The organism is Chryseobacterium sp. NG-CE01, assembly GCF_055695505.1.
Window position 1 is genome coordinate 799,745 of sequence record NZ_CM146369.1, and the last position, 18,075, is coordinate 817,819.

General features: G+C 36.8%; 12 protein-coding genes. 1 reads left to right on the top strand and 11 read right to left on the bottom strand.

The genetic code is table 11. The features are described 5' to 3' along the window. Nucleotides 1-245 precede the first annotated feature (245 nt). The 3 genes from ACYT6F_RS03975 to ACYT6F_RS03985 form a co-directional block, all read right to left on the bottom strand. Nucleotides 246-608: a hypothetical protein gene (locus ACYT6F_RS03975; RefSeq protein ID WP_472599970.1), complete on the bottom strand. Its 363-nt coding sequence runs from the start codon at nucleotides 606-608 to the stop codon at nucleotides 246-248. A 528-nt stretch (nucleotides 609-1,136) separates the two neighbouring features. Further along, nucleotides 1,137-3,095 (bottom strand): heavy metal translocating P-type ATPase, encoded by a 1,959-nt coding sequence (locus ACYT6F_RS03980; RefSeq protein ID WP_472599971.1) that lies wholly within the window; start codon nucleotides 3,093-3,095, stop codon nucleotides 1,137-1,139. 45 nt (nucleotides 3,096-3,140) lie between these two features. Beyond that, the gene (locus tag ACYT6F_RS03985) at nucleotides 3,141-3,587 is read right to left on the bottom strand and encodes a Fur family transcriptional regulator (RefSeq protein ID WP_472599972.1); all 447 of its coding nucleotides are present in this window, start codon (nucleotides 3,585-3,587) and stop codon (nucleotides 3,141-3,143) included. Between the two features lie 125 nt (nucleotides 3,588-3,712). Between ACYT6F_RS03985 and ACYT6F_RS03990 the strand changes: the two genes are divergently transcribed. Continuing rightward, complete coding sequence (locus ACYT6F_RS03990; RefSeq protein ID WP_472599973.1) at nucleotides 3,713-4,120, top strand: type II 3-dehydroquinate dehydratase; 408 nt, start codon at nucleotides 3,713-3,715, stop codon at nucleotides 4,118-4,120. 151 nt (nucleotides 4,121-4,271) lie between these two features. Here ACYT6F_RS03990 and pckA read toward each other — a convergent pair whose 3' ends face one another. The 8 genes from pckA to ACYT6F_RS04030 all read right to left on the bottom strand — a co-directional run bounded on the left by pckA (nucleotide 4,272) and on the right by ACYT6F_RS04030 (nucleotide 17,849). Next, entirely contained in the window at nucleotides 4,272-5,891 is a 1,620-nt protein-coding gene (gene pckA, locus ACYT6F_RS03995) for a phosphoenolpyruvate carboxykinase (ATP) (protein ID WP_472599974.1), read from the bottom strand. Nucleotides 5,892-6,021: 130 nt separating this feature from the next. Beyond that, on the bottom strand, nucleotides 6,022-6,924 hold the full coding sequence (locus ACYT6F_RS04000) for a GYDIA family GHMP kinase (RefSeq protein WP_472599975.1): 903 nt from the start codon (nucleotides 6,922-6,924) through the stop codon (nucleotides 6,022-6,024). Between the two features lie 15 nt (nucleotides 6,925-6,939). Continuing rightward, nucleotides 6,940-7,815, bottom strand: coding sequence for an ACP S-malonyltransferase (gene fabD, locus ACYT6F_RS04005; RefSeq protein ID WP_472599976.1), 876 nt, complete (start codon nucleotides 7,813-7,815; stop codon nucleotides 6,940-6,942). A gap of 72 nt (nucleotides 7,816-7,887) precedes the next feature. Beyond that, a complete protein-coding gene (locus ACYT6F_RS04010; protein ID WP_472599977.1) occupies nucleotides 7,888-9,822 on the bottom strand; it encodes a LysM peptidoglycan-binding domain-containing protein in 1,935 nt (644 codons plus the stop codon). Nucleotides 9,823-9,859: 37 nt separating this feature from the next. Next, a complete protein-coding gene (gene bshC, locus ACYT6F_RS04015; protein WP_472599978.1) occupies nucleotides 9,860-11,446 on the bottom strand; it encodes a bacillithiol biosynthesis cysteine-adding enzyme BshC in 1,587 nt (528 codons plus the stop codon). Between the two features lie 12 nt (nucleotides 11,447-11,458). Beyond that, nucleotides 11,459-13,396: a putative porin gene (locus ACYT6F_RS04020; protein WP_472599979.1), complete on the bottom strand. Its 1,938-nt coding sequence runs from the start codon at nucleotides 13,394-13,396 to the stop codon at nucleotides 11,459-11,461. A gap of 122 nt (nucleotides 13,397-13,518) precedes the next feature. Beyond that, on the bottom strand, nucleotides 13,519-14,979 hold the full coding sequence (locus tag ACYT6F_RS04025) for a RagB/SusD family nutrient uptake outer membrane protein (protein ID WP_472599980.1): 1,461 nt from the start codon (nucleotides 14,977-14,979) through the stop codon (nucleotides 13,519-13,521). Nucleotides 14,980-14,990: 11 nt separating this feature from the next. Next, a complete protein-coding gene (locus tag ACYT6F_RS04030; protein ID WP_472599981.1) occupies nucleotides 14,991-17,849 on the bottom strand; it encodes a SusC/RagA family TonB-linked outer membrane protein in 2,859 nt (952 codons plus the stop codon). Nucleotides 17,850-18,075: the final 226 nt, after the last annotated feature.

Consider the following 18,075-nt stretch of genomic DNA (forward strand, 5'->3'; position numbering starts at 1 on the left):
AACTTACTGTTTTTAAGTTCGCAAAGGCGTTTCACTCAACAAAGAGCCCAAAGATTTTTATGACGACAAATTACGGATAACTACAATGAATCTAATTTAATGCTAAGCTCGCAAGTTTTTTGTAAACTTAATGTTTACGGGTTCGCAAGGGTACTTCGACAGGCTCAGCATAAACTAAGCACTCAGCAATTGATAGCTAAGTTTATTTCAACATCAAATTCAACTAAGATTTAGCTGAAATAATTTTAAGCTACAGGAGGATGGAATATTCTGGAACAATATTCTGAAGTACGGAAATTGAGGTAATCCGATTCTGATTTTTTGTTTAAAACATCAAACAGGTTGTTGTCCGAAAAAGAAAGAATTTCATGGGATATAAAAACATCAATTCCTGAAATTTTTACTGTCTGATTGTTGTTGGACTGTTTTTCTGTTTTTGCGAGTTCTTTGGCAACATAACATTTCCCTTTACAGGTAGATTGAGGAATGCTTCTGTTTTCGCAGAGATTCTTTACAATATATTCATAGTTGACCGCATAATTGATCAATGGCAGAACCGGACGTAATGCAATGGTGAAAATAATAAATATGGAAATGAAAAACTTCAATTTTCTTTTGTTACTACAAATATACTACTGAAATTTGATTTTATAGTTGATTATGATGAAAGTCAGCTTGAGTAATTATTAACTGTACATGGTTTAGTTCCCACGGATTTCTCAGATCACACAGCTTTAAATGAACAAATAACTTAAAGCATTAAAAATCTGCGGGAGTTTTTGCATTTCTCAACCACGGATTGCATGGACTTTCACAGATGAATAAAAAAACTTTATTATGAAGCTAAAGAATCTGTGTAATTTGTGAAAATCTGTGGGAAATTTCTCACGCTGATTTTGGAGATAACACTGATTATTATTTTACCACGAATTTTCACAAATGAATACAATGCTTTATTATGAAACTAAAAAGAATCGGCGGAACCTGTGGAAGAAAAATAAATTCTGGCTAAAGCCAAATTGAAAAAATTATTCTTGCAAACGGGCTAAAGCCCGTTCCTATTGATGACTAAAGTTATTTTGATAATATAGGCGCAATACAATAAACTTCTCATCTTAGTTCCTTCTTCCAGCTTATTAAAACTTCATCCGTTGAATTCTAACCGCATTTAAAATGGCAAGTAACGCTACTCCGACATCAGCGAAAACCGCTTCCCACATCGTTGCCAGACCTCCTGCACCCAAAATAAGGACAGCAGCTTTAATAGTAAAAGCCAACATGATATTCTGCCAGACAATCTTCCTGGTCTGTTTCCCGATGTTGATCGCCATTGGTATTTTACTAGGCATATCATCCTGGATAACAACATCGGCTGTTTCGATTGTAGCATCACTTCCCAGTCCGCCCATAGCGATCCCAACATCACTGAGTGCTACAACAGGAGCATCATTTACCCCATCACCAACAAAGGCAACGGATTCCTTTCCTGCTTTTATCTCTTTTACTTTATTAACCTTATCTTCCGGAAGAAGATCGCCATAAGCGTTCGGAATCCCCAATTGGGCAGCAACATGTTTTACAACAGAGGCTTTATCTCCGCTGAGCATAGTTATTTTTATGTTTAATGCCTTTAACCGGCTTATAGCCGATGGTGCGTCTTGTTTAACGGTATCGGCAATGGTGAGATATCCCGCAAATTTTTTATCGTAAGCAACTGCTATCAGTGTATACACTATATTTTCAGAATCGAGATTGTATTTAATATTGAACTGATCCATCAGTTTGAGGTTTCCAACCAATAGTTCTTTATCATTAATATTGGCTTTCAGGCCGTGCCCTGCAATTTCCTCAATATTTTCCAGCGGAATGGAATGATCTATTTCTCCCACATATTCATGGATAGCAGTTGCCACAGGATGCGAACTTTTGCTTTCCAACGCATTAATGAGCTTTAAAATTTCATCTTTATTAAAATCATTATTAAATTGAATTTCCTGAACTTTAAAAACACCTTCTGTTAACGTTCCGGTTTTATCCATTACCACATGCTGAATATTAGCCAAAACATCTAAAAAATTACTTCCTTTGAATAAAATCCCATTTCTGCTTCCGGCACCAATTCCTCCGAAATAGCCCAAAGGAATAGAAATCACCAAAGCACATGGGCAGGAAATCACCAGGAATACTAACGCCCGGTACAGCCAGTCTCTGAATTGATAGTTTTCAACAAAGAAATAGGGCAAAAATGTAATTCCAATGGCAAGAAACACCACAATCGGAGTATAAATCTTAGCAAATTTTCTGATGAATAACTCTGTAGGTGCTTTTTGAGCTGTTGCATTCTGAACGAGTTCTAAAATTTTGCTCAGTTTACTGTCCTGGTAAGCCGTTGTCACTTTTACTTCACTCACCGTATTTAGATTTATCATTCCTGCTAATACGGTTTCTCCTTTTGTTTTTGTATCCGGCTTGCTTTCTCCTGTTAGCGCAGAGGTATTGAAAGAAGCGGTTTCGGAAAGCAATTCTCCATCTAATGCGAGTTTTTCCCCGGATTTCAGCTGAATGATTTCCCCGATACTTACTTTTTGTGCTTTCACGGTCTGAGGTTTTCCTTCCTTTAAAACAGTCACCTCATCGGGACGCTGGTCGAGTAAAGATTTAATATTGCTTTTGGCCCTCGTGACGGCCATTGCCTGGAATACTTCACCAACAGAATAGAAGAGCATTACCGCAACACCTTCGGGATATTCGCCAATTCCAAAAGCCCCTACAGTTGCGATTCCCATTAGAAAGAATTCCGAGAATACATCTCCGCTTTTTATACTTTCGAAAGCTTCCTTTAAAACGGGTAATCCAACAGGAATATATGCAGCTAAATACCATATAATACGAATGATCCCTGCAAACCATTCCGGTTTTATCATATGATCTAAAGCAATTCCTATGAGTAACAGTGCGAAAGAAACGATTGCAGGAATGAACATCCTGAATACTGATTTATTTTCAGTATCATGGGAATGTTCGTGGTCGTGATCATGACCTTTATGTTCGTGTTTGTTTTCCTGCTTCGGTTTTGTACTGCAACATTCTTCCATAATTCTTCAATTTTATTCAAATGTACAGACAAAATACATGCAATACTATTGCAAACCTTCCAGACAGGTCTCGCAGATTCCTTTGGCAAAAAGTCTTATTTCGTCAATTCTGAAGTCGGATTTAATATTTTCGGGGAAAGAAATATCTTCTCTGCAGGTAGTCTGCTTACAGATCTTGCAGTAAAAGTGAAGATGCCAGTCTTTATGGGTATTTTCGTTACATCCGTCGTGGCAGAGTTTGTATCTGGTTGTTGTATTTTCCTGAATACTGTGAACAATTCCCTTTTCTTCGAATGTTTTTAAAGTACGGTAAATAGTGGTACGGTCTGCATTTTCAAAATGATTTTCGATTTCTGATAATGACAAAGCAGCCTCCTGGGAACTCAGAAAATCATACACCAAAATCCTCATACTTGTAGGCTTTGTGTTTTTATCTATTAATTTGTTTTCGATGTCTTTTTTCATAGTCGTTTTGAAGAATTGCTTTTTCAAAGTTAAAGGTTTTAAAATAGATGGAGCTGACGGTTCAAATAGCTTCTTAGAAGTTTGTAGTGTATATTTTATTAAAAATTAATCCAATCCACTACATTATAATGAAAAACCATTAATTTTATACCATGAAAATTTTAATTGTAAACGGACCCAACCTTAATCTCCTGGGAACGCGTGAACCGGAAATTTACGGAACCACTTCAATGGAAGATTATTTGGAGAATTTGGAGTCCGAATTTCCTTCCCATGAAATACAATATTATCAATCCAATATTGAAGGAGAAATCATCAACAGACTTCAGGAAGATGATTTTGATGCTTTGGTAATTAATCCGGGAGCATTTACGCACTATTCTTATGCTATTGCGGATTGCCTGAAAAATATTTCAAAACCGAAAGTGGAGGTTCACATCAGCAATATTTACAAAAGAGAAGAATTCCGGCAAAAATCTGTAACGGCGGCAAATACAGATGCGGTACTCTCCGGTTTCGGAATGGACGGATATAGACTGGCAATTTTAAGCTTAAAATGATTTAAAAAAAATAAAGATGCTTTGACAGGCTCAGCATACCAGACTCTAATACTAAATGTTTTATTTAATAGAAGTTTTAACGCAGTTATGGTGAGCAGACCTAAGCATTTTACAATAAAAAATCCTCATCGCTTGATGAGGATTTTTACATTTATTTAATTGTCTGTGCCTGCAGTTGAGGACCTGAAGCGACTAATTTTTTAGCTTCTTCAGAATTGCAGTACTGTTCAAAGTTTTTGATGTATTTTGCTGCAAGATCTTTTGCTTTTTCTTCCCACTCTTCAACATTGCTGTAAGTATCTCTCGGATCAAGGATTCCTTCAGAAACATTTGGCAGTGATGTAGGTACTTCAAGATTCATAATCGGGATTCTTGTCTTCGGAGCATTTTCTATAGATCCGTCGATAATGGCATCAATAATTGCTCTTGTATCTTTTAAAGAAATTCTTTTTCCGGTTCCGTTCCATCCTGTATTTACAAGGTATGCTTTTGCTCCGTGTTCTTTCATTTTCCCGATCAGCGTTTTAGAGTACATGGTAGGATGTAATGTTAGGAATGCTTCTCCAAATGCCGGTGAGAAAGATGGTTCAGGTTCTGTAATTCCTCTTTCTGTTCCTGCTAATTTTGAAGTGTATCCGCAAAGGAAATGGTATTGTGCCTGATCTTCATCCAAAACAGAAACCGGAGGCAATACTCCGAAAGCATCTGCGGAAAGATAGACGATTTTCTTCGCATGTCCCGCTTTTGAAGGCAATACAATCTTATTAATATGATAAATAGGATACGATACTCTGGTGTTTTCCGTGATGGAATTATCTTTATAATCGGAAATCCCGTTGTTTACTACTACGTTCTCCAGAAGAGCATCTCTTCTGATCGCTCCGAAAATATCCGGTTCTTTTTCTGCTGAAAGGTCGATTACTTTTGCATAACACCCTCCTTCATAGTTGAAAACGCCATTGTTGTCCCAGCCGTGCTCATCATCTCCGATCAGGTATCTTTTCGGATCTGCAGACAAAGTAGTTTTTCCTGTACCTGAAAGTCCGAAGAAAAGTGCAACATCACCTTCTTCTCCTACATTTGCAGAACAGTGCATAGAAGCCATTCCTTTTAACGGAAGGTAATAATTCATCATGGCAAACATTCCTTTTTTCATTTCTCCTCCATACCATGTTCCTCCAATGATCTGAAGCTTTTCGGTAAGGTTAAACATGATAAAGTTTTCAGAATGTAATCCCTGCTCTTCCCAGTTCGGGTTTGTAGTTTTAGATCCGTTGATTACTGTGAAATCCGGCTCACCAAAGTTTTCCAGTTCATAATGAGAAGGACGGATGAACATATTCGTAACGAAATGAGCCTGCCATGCTACTTCTACAATGAATCGCACTTTAAGTCTGGTATCTGCATTCGTTCCGCAAAAAGCATCCACAACATAGATTTTTTTTGAGGTCGAAAGCTGATCCAGCACAAGCTCCTTACAAGACTGGAAAATTTCCGGTGTTGTAGGCAGGTTTACTTTACCGTCCCAGAAAATCGTATCTTTCGTAACATCATCCTGAACAATATATCTGTCTTTAGGTGAACGACCTGTGAAAATTCCTGTTTTTACTGATACTGCACCAGATTCCGTAAGCTCAGCTTTTTCAAAGCCCTGATTTTCAGGAGAAACTTCAGCCTGATACAATTCTTCATAAGAAGGATTATAAACGACTTCATAGTTTCCTTTAATCCCTAATTTTTCTAAATCCTGGATGATTTTAGCGTTTTTCATTTTACTTATATTTTCTATTTCTTTTTTGGAGTTAACAAAATTAATATTAATTAATTGTTAAAAGTGGTTTAAATATAATGATATAAGTCAAAATGGCAAATAAAAAAACAACTTTATAACCTTTTGGTTATTAGTCTATTATATCCGACCATTCAAAAATAGTGTTAAAATCTTTCCCCCAAAAATAGTCCTTAAAGCCGTCAAATTTTGAGCTCATGACAAAATCTCCGCCCCATGCACCCAAACTTTTAACAAAAACAGGGCAATCTGCGAAAAAACGGGCTTTAACTGTAGGAATTTCAAGAAAATCTGCTATTTTTTGTTCATGAATCAACATTAAGTCGGAAAAATTTTCCAATTCTCTGCATAACAAAATATTTCTTGTAATATCCGAAAATTCATCAACGAGTTTTTGGGACTTATTTTTTGACTTGTATAAATTAATTCCTTCCCGACTATCCTGCTTCTGATTCAGATGGATAAAAATAAGATCATTTTTGAATGAAGGATTGAAATTTACCTTTTCATATTTTATCTCGGGTTTGCTTTGATAAAGCACTGCAGATTTCTCTTTTGCCACCGCGATATCATAACCGCTTCCGCCCAGACTTATCGTATTCAGATAAAAAGGATCAATGGCTGCCCATTCGGCAAGATTGTTCATTAGGCTAGAACTGCTTCCTAATCCATAGTCTGCAGGAAACTGAAGATTGGTCGTAAGGTAATAGGTAAAATTGCTTTTAAATTTAGTCTGTGAAAGCGCCTGAACGTTTTTTAAGGTTTTTAAAATGAATTCAGCACTTTGAGGGATATTGGTTTCTAAAATCTGCCAGTTCTGATAATCAATGACAGCTTTTAACCAAAGTTTATTCTGATGATACGCTTCCCAGAAAATAAGGGATCTTTGATCGTTTTCTTCTTTAAAAGAAAACTCTTGTCCCAGCCTGGTTGGTACCGCTAAGACAAGAGCTCCGTCCATTGCGAAATATTCTGAAGTAAGCATCAGCTTTCCCGGTGAAAATATCTCGCCCATGTTTGTATTGTTTATTTAGATTGCAGACGCTACATCAACAGAACCGTCAATTTTCTTGATCAGTCCCTGTAACGTTTTTCCTGGTCCTACTTCTACGAAGTTATTAGCACCGTCTTTAATCATATTCTGAACCGACTGCGTCCATTTTACAGGACCTGTAAGCTGTGCAATGAGGTTTTTCTTAATTTCATCAGGATCAGAAACTGCCGTTGTGGTAATATTCTGATACACAGGAATTGTTGCTTTTCTGAATTTTGTCTGCTCAATCGCTGCTGCGAGTCTCTCTTGTGCAGGCTGCATCAACGGAGAGTGAAACGCACCATTTACAGGTAATAATAAGGCTCTTTTTGCCCCTGCTTCTTTTAATTGTACACAAGCTTCTTCAACAGCTGCTGTTTCACCTGAGATCACCAATTGTCCGGGACAATTGTAGTTGGCTGGAACAACGATTCCATTGATTTGGGAACAGATTTCTTCTACCTTGGCATCTTCAAGGCCAAGGATTGCAGCCATTGAGCTTGGATTTGCATCACAAGCAGCCTGCATTGCCTTTGCTCTTTCAGAAACCAGCTTCAACCCGTCATCAAAAGATAAAACGCCATTGGCAACCAATGCCGAAAATTCTCCCAGAGAGTGTCCTGCTACCATTTCTGCTCCGAGCCCGTTCACTGCTTTCAGGGCAGCAACCGAATGTATAAAAATTGAAGGTTGGGTAACTTCGGTTTTTTTAAGATCATCATCCGTTCCGCTGAACATGATAGAAAGGATATCGAATCCTAAAATTTCGTTGGCAGATTCCATCAGATCCTTGATGTCTTTTCTAGAATCATACAATTCTTTTCCCATTCCTACGAACTGAGAACCCTGCCCAGGAAACACAAGTGCTTTCATGTATTAATTTAAAATATTTTTGCAAATATAAATATAATGTTAATAATATTCTTCAGAAGTTAATCAGATGATTTACGGAACCAGTCTGATTACCCGATAGCCCGTATTGACGTAGGCTCCGTTTGCTTTTGCTTTTACAAACTCAAATTTTGTTGCCAGCTGCGTCTGAACTTTATTTATTTGTTTAAAGATCTCTCCTTTCTTGTTTTCACGGGTAAGCATATCGTTTACTACATCAAAACCGATAATAGCATATTTTGGAGGTGTTTTACAGTATTTGCTTTTATAGGCAGCCAGAATTTCTTTTTCGAAACTTCCGTCTGTATTGATCTTTCTATCCATGAGATATACCAGGTTTGCCAAAGCAAGATCGTCCACTTTTTTCTCGAAAGCCGGAACATAATGCATGCTGAATGCTTTTACGCCCTGAACTTCTTTAGACAATGCGATCACCTTATTGGCAAAAGCTTCACCGGTTGCATCGTTATCACTTGCAAGAATCGCTATAACAGGCGCTGATTGGCCGGTCATCATATTCTGGTCAAGCTGGAGATCTGAAGCCGAATTAACAATTGTCACGTTCGGATTTTTCAAGATTTTCTCAAGACCTGCCTTGATGTAGGTGGCGTTTTCTTTTTTAGCGTCGGCAAGAATATATATTTTCTGGTCAGAATAGGCCGATTTTACTTCTTCTACAATTTTATCCGCATAGGTCTGATCGTTTGTTTCAACGATGATAAGATTGCTGTAGCTATACAATTCCGGAGAATTGGCAAAAGGCGCCACAATCGGGATTTTCTGATTTTTTGTAAAATCCAGAACGTCTACCACATTCGATTTAAAGAACGGGCCGATGATAAGATCGGTGTTATCCGGATTTATCTGTGTTAAAGAATTTCGGAAAGAAGCCTCATTTCCGGAATCAACAATTTTTATGTCTAATTTTTGTCCGTTTCTCGCATTTCTTTCAATAGCCAGCTTTGCTCCTGTAAGGAAATCAAGGGCCATTGTTCTGTACTGCGTTTCTCCTGTACTATAACCGAAAGGCAGCATTACCACTACACTTAATGCATCGCCATTTTTCTTTACATAGGCAGGATCAAGCTTTTTGATCTTTAAAACCATTCCTGCTTTTAATCCTCTGGATAATTCCGGGTTTAATGCAATTAGTTCATCAATAGAGATTCCGAATTTATTGACAATGGAAAATACGGTGTCTCCCTGCTGAACAGTGTATGTAACATAATCGTCAGCAGCGACAGCATTGCTGCTTTTAGAAGAGTTTTCGTTTCCGGAATCTACTTTTGCTTTTGAATTTTTGGTTTCTTCAAAAACATCCGCACCGGATGCATTTTCGTTTCCGGATTTCTTCACTGAAATTTTATCGCCGGGTTTTAGCCCTTTCTCTTCAAGTCCGGGATTTAAAGCGAAAAGTTCTTCCCTGGTAAGATTGAACTGTTTTGAAATTTTATAATAATTATCTTTCTGCTGAACAATATATTCTCCTTCCGAAACCGTAACAGCAGAGGTGTCTACGATCTTTTCTTCAGGTTTTACTGTTGAAACGGCAGCTTGTTGCCCGGCTCCGTATTTTTTGATGCTTTCAAGAGGCAGGGTAATTTCATCACCGATCTTCATGTGAGAGTCAAGGTCAGGATTGAGTTTTCTGAGATCAGTTTCTGAGATCCTGTATTGCTTCGTAATTCCGTAAATGGTCTGTTTCGGCTGAAGTACAATTTTACCCAACTGTGCATTCCCTACAGGTTTTGTGGAAAAAGACACTTTAGCCGCCGATCCCGCTTTATCATTTTTTACGGTTAAAACTTCCCCGATTGCCAGCTTTCCATCTTTTACGGATGGGTTAAGCTTCAGCAGTTCATCTACAGTAAGCCCATATTTTTTAGCAATATTATAAGGAGTATCGCCTTTTACAACGGTGTGCGATTTCTGAGCAGACACCCCCAAAACCATGCATAAACTGGACAGAATAAAAAACCTCTTTATCATATTGGATCATTATATTTACAAAAATACTTCTTTAAAATTAAATGGCAAGAATTATTAGTTTGGACTCGTCAATTTGCATTTCTTCTAAACAAGTCTCAAGCCATGCAGTACCATGATCTGCAAAAAAAACACTGAAATTGTATACTCTTTCCTGCCAGTTTTTGGATGGATGTACCTCCAGAAACAGATTTTCAAGTCTTTCAAGCAGTTCTTTCTGCTTAATTTTTTCGGCGTGAAGCAATCTTTTTTTGAATCTTTCAAAGGATTTCATCTGCCGCACTTCTTCTGCTTTCACCATATTTCCGAAAGATTTCTCAGTAGTTTCGGAGACTCTTTTTAATTCTGAAAACTGCTGCTGCAGGATGTTTTCTTTTTCCTCAAGCAACTGCAGAATTTCATGATTGTCCAAGATCTTATTATTGGTAATAGCTGTGAAGTTCTTAAAGAAATCTTCAATATTTAATTGCAGTTTTTCAATTTTACCTAAAGTCTTTTTGTTTAGAAACAACATTGAGTTTCTTGGAATCAGAATCGGGAAAGGTAGTTTTATTTTCGTGAAATAATCCTTCAGTTCCAGCCAGTACATTATTTCGGCGTTTCCACCAATATAGGCGAGGTTAGGCAATATCGTCTCCTGATATACGGGGCGCATCAATGCATTCGGGCTGAATTTCTCAGGGTGATTTTCCAGCTCCTGCAGAATTTCATCTTGTGTAAATTGTATGTCTTTATCAACAATTACATATTCTTTCCCGTTAAAATCAATTCGGTCTCTGGTTTCCGTGAGGTAAAAAAGATTGATTTCCCGTGGGTTTACCTGTACTTTTCCGTACTTTTCCGTTAAAAGATTTACTTTTTCTTTTGAGGTTTCATACAGGTTAAAGTTCAGAAGTTCATCTCTGAACGTCTGTTTCATTTGCGTTTTCAGCTCCTTGGAATCTCCGTCAAGAATCAGGAGGCCAAAGTCTGAAAACAGACGATTGACCAATATCTGAACAGCCTGCGTTAAAGTATTGCCCGCTTTGTAGGCTTCTTTCAGCATTAAAATCAATTCGGTGCCGAAAACAAAGTCTTTAAATTCTTTTTCGAATTCTGAAATGAAAAATGTATCACTCACAGGAATTCTTCCCACTGCTCCACCAGACTTTTCATTGATTTCGTAATAATTATTCTCTGTTTTAAAATGGTTGATTTCGGCAAAATCATGATCTTCCGACGCCATCCAATATACCGGAACAAAATTGAATTCCGGGAAGTTATCTTTTAAATAAGAACATGTTTTGATGGTCTGCAGGATTTTATAAACAAAGAAAACCGGACCGGAAAAAAGGTTCAGCTGATGACCTGTCGTGATCGTAAATGTATTTTCGAGCTTTATATCCTGTAAGTTTTGTTTTTGCTTTGCTGAAAGCATGAGATCCGAAAGCTGATCTTCCAATACTGCGGCAAGACTTTCCCTTTGCTGTCTGGTGAAGGTGTTTTGCTTTTGGTGGATTTTATTTTTAAAGTGATCTAAAGAAAAGGTATTTTCTTCGAAACCTTCAATTTTCTGATTTAAAAAATCTTTTACCAATTGAGGTATGCTGTCTATATCCTGAAAAGATATTTTATTAATTGTTTTCAACCTGTTATAATTTTAGTTGAACAAATACCATACAATCCCGATATTCAGTCTGAAGTCATAGACCGGATAACTTGGGAATGCATACGCTTTATTATGAGAAATAACGGTACCGATCTGCTGGCCTTCAATAAAGAAGAACATTTTTTTGACTTTCATATTAAAGTAAATATCAGCAATCGGCTGCCCGCCAATTGAGAAAGAATCGGCGCCCGGCAGAATGTATTCGTTAAGAATAGGGAAATATTGTCTTGATGCAAATTTTGAGAAATAGTACACTTTTATACCGGCCTGTATTTCGGCAGCATTTTTAAATGCTTTTGACTGGTAAAAGAAATTCGCACGCCCGATAAATCCCGGTAACGGCAGAAGATCTTTGTTTGTCAGCACGTTCTGAAACTGCAATCTTGTATTTAAATGGAAATTTCCATAACTGAATGTGGCATCACCCCCGATCTGCGAGATGTTCACTGAACTTTCACTTTGTTTCGGCATAGCCGCCACATCAAAATAGGTGTAATTTTCAATTCTGAAATAATTGGCAAACAATTCGGTTTTGAACCATTTAAGGTTAAGGCTTCCCCCAGCTTCCATTACCGTCTGATTCTTTGCATTCTGAAAATAGTAGTTGTAATTGTTGTAAACTGAAGTATTCAGAAGGTAATTGAATGACGGATAGGCCGTCTGAAAATTCAGTTTTGCATTAACAAAATAGTCTTTCACAGGTTCAAATTTCAGATTATTCGCCGTTCTGAGGTAACTTCCGAACTGGTTTCCGTTCGAGAATTCCAAAAATGAATTAAGCTGAAACTTGTCAAATAATCTAATCTGAAGATTTCCTACAGCTCCTATCCTGTTTTCTTTGATCTCTGTCGGGATTTCAAGCAACGGTAAAATGACCTGGCTGGACCCTAATTTAAGCATCTGATAGCGGACTCCGGCATCGAGTTTAAACTTTTCATTATCCCAAACCAGACTGACGGTGTTGCTAAAATTGTCTGAATATTTTTTTGAAGATAAAGGACCGTCCGGTACAAGCTGTTGTGGAGCTTCATACCAAAATGCTTCCGGCGCGTTTTGGGTATAGTAATATTTGTTTCCCTGATGGGAGATGGTATGTCTTATTTTAAAAGGGATCTTCTCTGAATTGAATGGAGCAAACTGATGCGTCAGATAGTATCTGCGATACGAAAACTGAGAGCTTGAAGACGACAGATTCACCTGCATATTCTGCCTGTTTCGGGAATTACTGTCTCCGTTTTGGAAGAGGCTATCTACCGCAATTCCACCGTTTTCCTGGTTATTCACATTCTGATGGAGATAGTGGGCAAATAATTCATAGTTTCCGCTTTTGGAAACGTAATGTCCGGAAAATAAGGTGTTGTTATTGGAAGCTAATGAATTTCTGTACATCCCCTGAGATCTTAATCCGCTGTACTCCAAGGCAAAGTTGAATCTCTTACCGATATTCTGGGTATACGTAGATCTAAGTGCTGCCCCATTTTTCATGGCATTATGGTAAATGAACGTGGCGGTTGGAGTCTTTACATCATAATAATGAATATCATTAACACTAAGTATACCATACGATTTATTGGTAGGCAACAGTTCCAGATTCTGTTCTGGATTTAATTCATAAGAAAGAGGGTTAAATCCTGCCCCAATATTCGCTATCTGTATTCTGCCAAAATTGTCCCTGTTATTGTATTGTGAAAAGATATACGTTTTATCAAATGTCATTACGGTATCAAATACTTTCTTTTCCGCAAATTGTGTCTGATATAAATAATCGTTGATGGTAGGCTTAAAGATTTTAAGGGAATCTTTTTTCCCGGAATCTATGACCAGGGTATCTTCATCATTCTTAGGAAGCTGATTTGAATCGGTCTTGTTTCTGACCTGAGCATTTACCGTAAGGCTGAAGAAGAGTATTATTGAAAGTATATACTTCATGTGTCGATTTTTATACAAAAATGCAAGTGCAGATTTCGTAAGGCAAAAATAAGAAATAATGGGGAATAAAAAACCCGTACTTTTAGGTACGGGGTTTTAAAAGAATAATCGGTTAATCAATCTTAGTAGCCTGGGTTTTGTTTCATATTTGGATTTAAATTTATTTCAGATTGAGGAATAGGTAGCTGCCATCTGTTATCCGAAGCTTGTAGTGTAGTAATACTTGTTGCAGGACCCGTTCCTGAACCGTCTACATTTGGCCCAAATGCAGATCTACTAACAGGTAATCCTAATCGTTTTAATGTCCAGAATCTATCATTTTCAAAAGCAAGTTCCAATCTTCTTTCTGAATAAATAGCGTTTAACAATGCTGCGCCAGACTCTGTTCCAGGTGTAAAAGGTAAATATCTTTGTTGTCTTAAGGTATTCAATAACTGTAGTGCCCGTGTATTATTTGGTGTTGAAGACTTCATATATGCTTCTGATGTATTTAGGTAAACTTCTGCAGTTCTTACAAATTTAACGTTTACAACTTGAGCTGTTGAAGAGCTTGCCCTTGTTCTATACTTTATGATATGATTATAAGGTGTACCAGCATAATTTGCTGTAAGCAGATATCCCGTCCTTCTTATATCTGAAATTCCAGTTAGAGAATATTTTAAGAATAAATCATAATTAACATTATATTCAGACCTAATACCAGATGCATTTTGGTTATAACAAACACCAACTGTAGTGTTATCTGTGTTTACGTTACCATTAAGTAAAGAAAGTAACACTCCATCTGTACTGGCATCTGTCCAGATCCCAGCAAAATTTGCCCTTGCCCCCACTGAAGGTGAGCTTGTTATAACAAATTCACCGTATGTAATAGCATTTGCATAATCTCCCATATAAAGGTACACCCTATTCAGCAAAGCTGCTACGGATGTCTTGTTAAATCTACCAATACTGCCATTAGCTGTATTGATATTATTATAGGCGAATAGCAAATCAGCAATAACTTTATTATAAGATTCCGTAACAGATGCATCTCTGCTGGGTTTTTGAAAAGGATCAAATACGGTGACGTAAGGTATTCCCATAGAAGCTGCTGCTCCTGCATCCTGGGTAGGAATTTTACTATATGCCCGTAATACTTCAAAGTGCATAGCCCCTCTTATTGCCCTTGCTTCAGCCTCTATATTTCTCATAAAAGCAGTATAGGGTAATTTATTTAAATTATCAAGGACAAAGTTTGCTCTTGAAATTGCAAAATACGAATCACTAAAGAGAACAGTTGCCCCTCCAGTTGTACCATTATAACTCCATTGATATTGACTGGTATTTGTTAATCTTCCTTGAGGATTTAAAACTAAATTATCGGCTAAAACATCGGCTAAAATTAATGCATTGCCATTATCACCATCAAAAATAGTTTTCATAGCATCATAAGCGCCATCAGTAAGTGATCTGAATGATGACTCTGACTGCGTAACAGAAGCCGGATTGTCTAAATTAGTTGGTTTTACATCAAAATGTTCTTCATTACATGATACAAACAACAAAGATGAAAGAATACCTATTTTAAATATATTTCTCATTTTATAATTTTTTAAAATTCTACATCAATTCCGAATAAAAATGTTTTTACCTGAGGATAACTATATAAAGCAAAAGCTCCACTTATGAAGGTCTGTCCGGCACCAGTTTGAGCCTCTGCAGATCCAACTGACACTTCAGGATCTCCTTCAAACTTAGTCCAGGTTGCTAGATTTTGTCCCGTAACTGACAGCCTTAATTTTTTTAGAGGATTATTTTCGCCCAAGAATTTTCTATCGAAAGTATATCCTATGGTTAAGTTTCTGAACCTGATATATGAGCCGTCCTGCAAAAATCTATCTGATGATTGAAGTCCTGTCAAACCATTAGGAGCAGCTCCCGGTTTTGGTAAATTAGCACCTGTGTTTTGCGGAGTCCAGAAATCAATTGCATCAGTTCTAAGATTACTGTTAGCTCCATTGTCTGAATCCAGCATATTCAAAGCCATATAATTATATATGTAATTTCCGTATTTGAAATTAAAATCTGCATTAATATCGAAGTTTTTATATCTGAATGTTGTTCCAAATCCTCCATATCCTTTAGGTAAAGGCGATTTTCCAGAAAGAGCAACCTGGTCGGCTGGGCTATAGTTCTCCGTTATATTCCCATTTATATCATAATATTGCTCATTTCCGTTCAAAGGATTAACTCCTGCACTTCTCACAAGGTAAAAAACAAAAGGTTCTTCTCCTTCTTTTAGCATATTGATTGTCCCTACAACTCTCTGACTTTCAAGATCACCTCTTAGCTTATTGAGTTTGTAATCCAAGAAAGAAATATTCGCGCGTAAAGACCAATTAAAGTCGGCTGTTTTAATTACATCACCATTTAATGAGAATTCCCAACCTCTGTTTCTCATATCTCCAGCATTAATAGAAGTTGCATATCCTCCACCTGTATCTCCTACATTAGGTATAGATAATATAAAATCCTTTTTATTATCTATAAAATAATCAACAGTTCCGCTTATTCTGTTTTTTAGTATTGAAAATTCAGCACCATAGTTTTGTGATTTTGTTACCTCCCACCTTAGATCCGGGTTTCCCTGTGTTGCAGATGGTGACAACGTTGTAAAATTATTTGGTGTATTTAATCCTCCGTATGCACTTCCTGCTATCAAGGGTTGGTTTATGAAAAGAGGAATATTATTATAACCTCTTGTTCCCCAAGAAGCTCTTAATTTGAAGTTATTGATATAGCTATTATCTTTTAAAAAGTTTTCCTTCGTAATATTCCAGGCAACACTTGCAGACCAAAACACATCTGACCATACATTATTTGCCCCAAACCTAGAATCAGCATCTCTTCTTGCTGAACCTGTGACAATATATTTTTTCATATAATCATAACTGGCCAATATACCATACCCGAATAATCTTCTTTCACTACTAAAACCTGTTGTTGTAAAAGGGGTTGAGGTATTTGAAACTTCTGATAAAATAGGTGATGAAAAACCTCTACCAGTTGCTAGTACCTGCTCTTGCTTAAACTTAACGTATTCCGCAAGTGCAGTAACATCTACGCTATGTTCTCCAAAAGTTTTATTAAATGTTAATAAGTTTGTAAATGTATAATTAAATGAATTCACAAACTGTTTACTTGCAGTTCCATTAATTCCTAATATTTGATCTAAAAATGATCCTCTTAAGATCCTGTAATCATATGTATATGAATTGAAAACACCAGAACCTTGTATTTTATAAGTCAGATATGGAAGTATTTTATATTGAGCAAAGATATTAGCATCAACAATAACATCAGAATTATACTCCGGGTTATTCTTCAAAGCTTCTAATATAGGAAATCCTTGAAGAGTTTCATTAAAGCTGCCATCTGCATTATACACCGGTTCATACGGGTTATAATCATACATTGCTCTAAAGGGGTTTTGAGCATTATTTCTATCCCTTGGATCCTGCGTTCTTCTGTAAGAAGCTCCAACCCCAACACCGAAGTCAAGTTTTTCATTTACCTGCCCATTATATTTAAACCTACCCGAATATCTTCTGAAAGCATTTAATTGCTCCACTATTCCGTTATCATTATCGTAAGTTAATAGTAACGAGTAATTGCTTTTATCGTCCCCCCCCCTAATACCAAGATTGTGACTTTCAATAAATGATCTTCTAAGGATATCTTTTTGCCAATCATGATCTTGACTCAGAGCTTCATTAATTTCCTGTTGATCAGGCCAATTATAATATCCGGCAACGGTTCCTAACGCCGCAACTTTTTGCTCATAAGCAATTTTTTCTGCAGCATTCATCATTGTAAAGTTTATGTCTTTGATTTTCTCTGAAAATCCGAATTGAGCAGAGTATGTAACTTTAGTTCTGCCTTTACCGTTTTTCGTAGTAACCACTATAACCCCATTCGCACCCTGGGACCCGTAGATTGCAGCAGAAGCAGCATCTTTAAGTATCGTAACATCTTCAACATCTCCCGGCGGAATGGAATTTAAAAGGAACTGTGCCGTATTATTGTTTCCAACGACATTTCCATCAATCACAATTAGTGGCGAACTTGCACCAGATGTTGTCGTTACGTTTCCCAATCCCCTAATATTAATATTAGCTCCAGCTCCCGGTTTCCCCGACAAAGCAGTAATATCAACACCTGGACTTGTACCTTGCAATATATTCGTTATTGTCGTAATTGGAGAAAATCGTTCCAACGTCTCGGACTTAACACTTGAAACAGAAGAAGTATTAACGTCCTTACTCTTCTTAGTATACCCTACAACAACAACCTCTTCAATGTCTTTAACCTGAGTTGCCGTATCGTTTCTTTGTTTAGTTTTTTGCGCTAACACTTGTCCTCCTATAAAGAACAGAACACCTGCGCTTAATACACGTAATTTCACATTCATATTAACAAATTTTAATATTTAATGGGACAAATATGTTAATAAATATTAAAATCACCAAACTAAAATATATTGCAACATATTGAAATACAGTATTTTAAATTTCATTAAAGACGGAATTTAACTAATAATATTAATCCATAATAATTTTTAAAAAAAATATTTTTTTAAAAAATTTATTATGAACGAATTATATTTGATACAATAATATTATTTAGATCTATTCTAA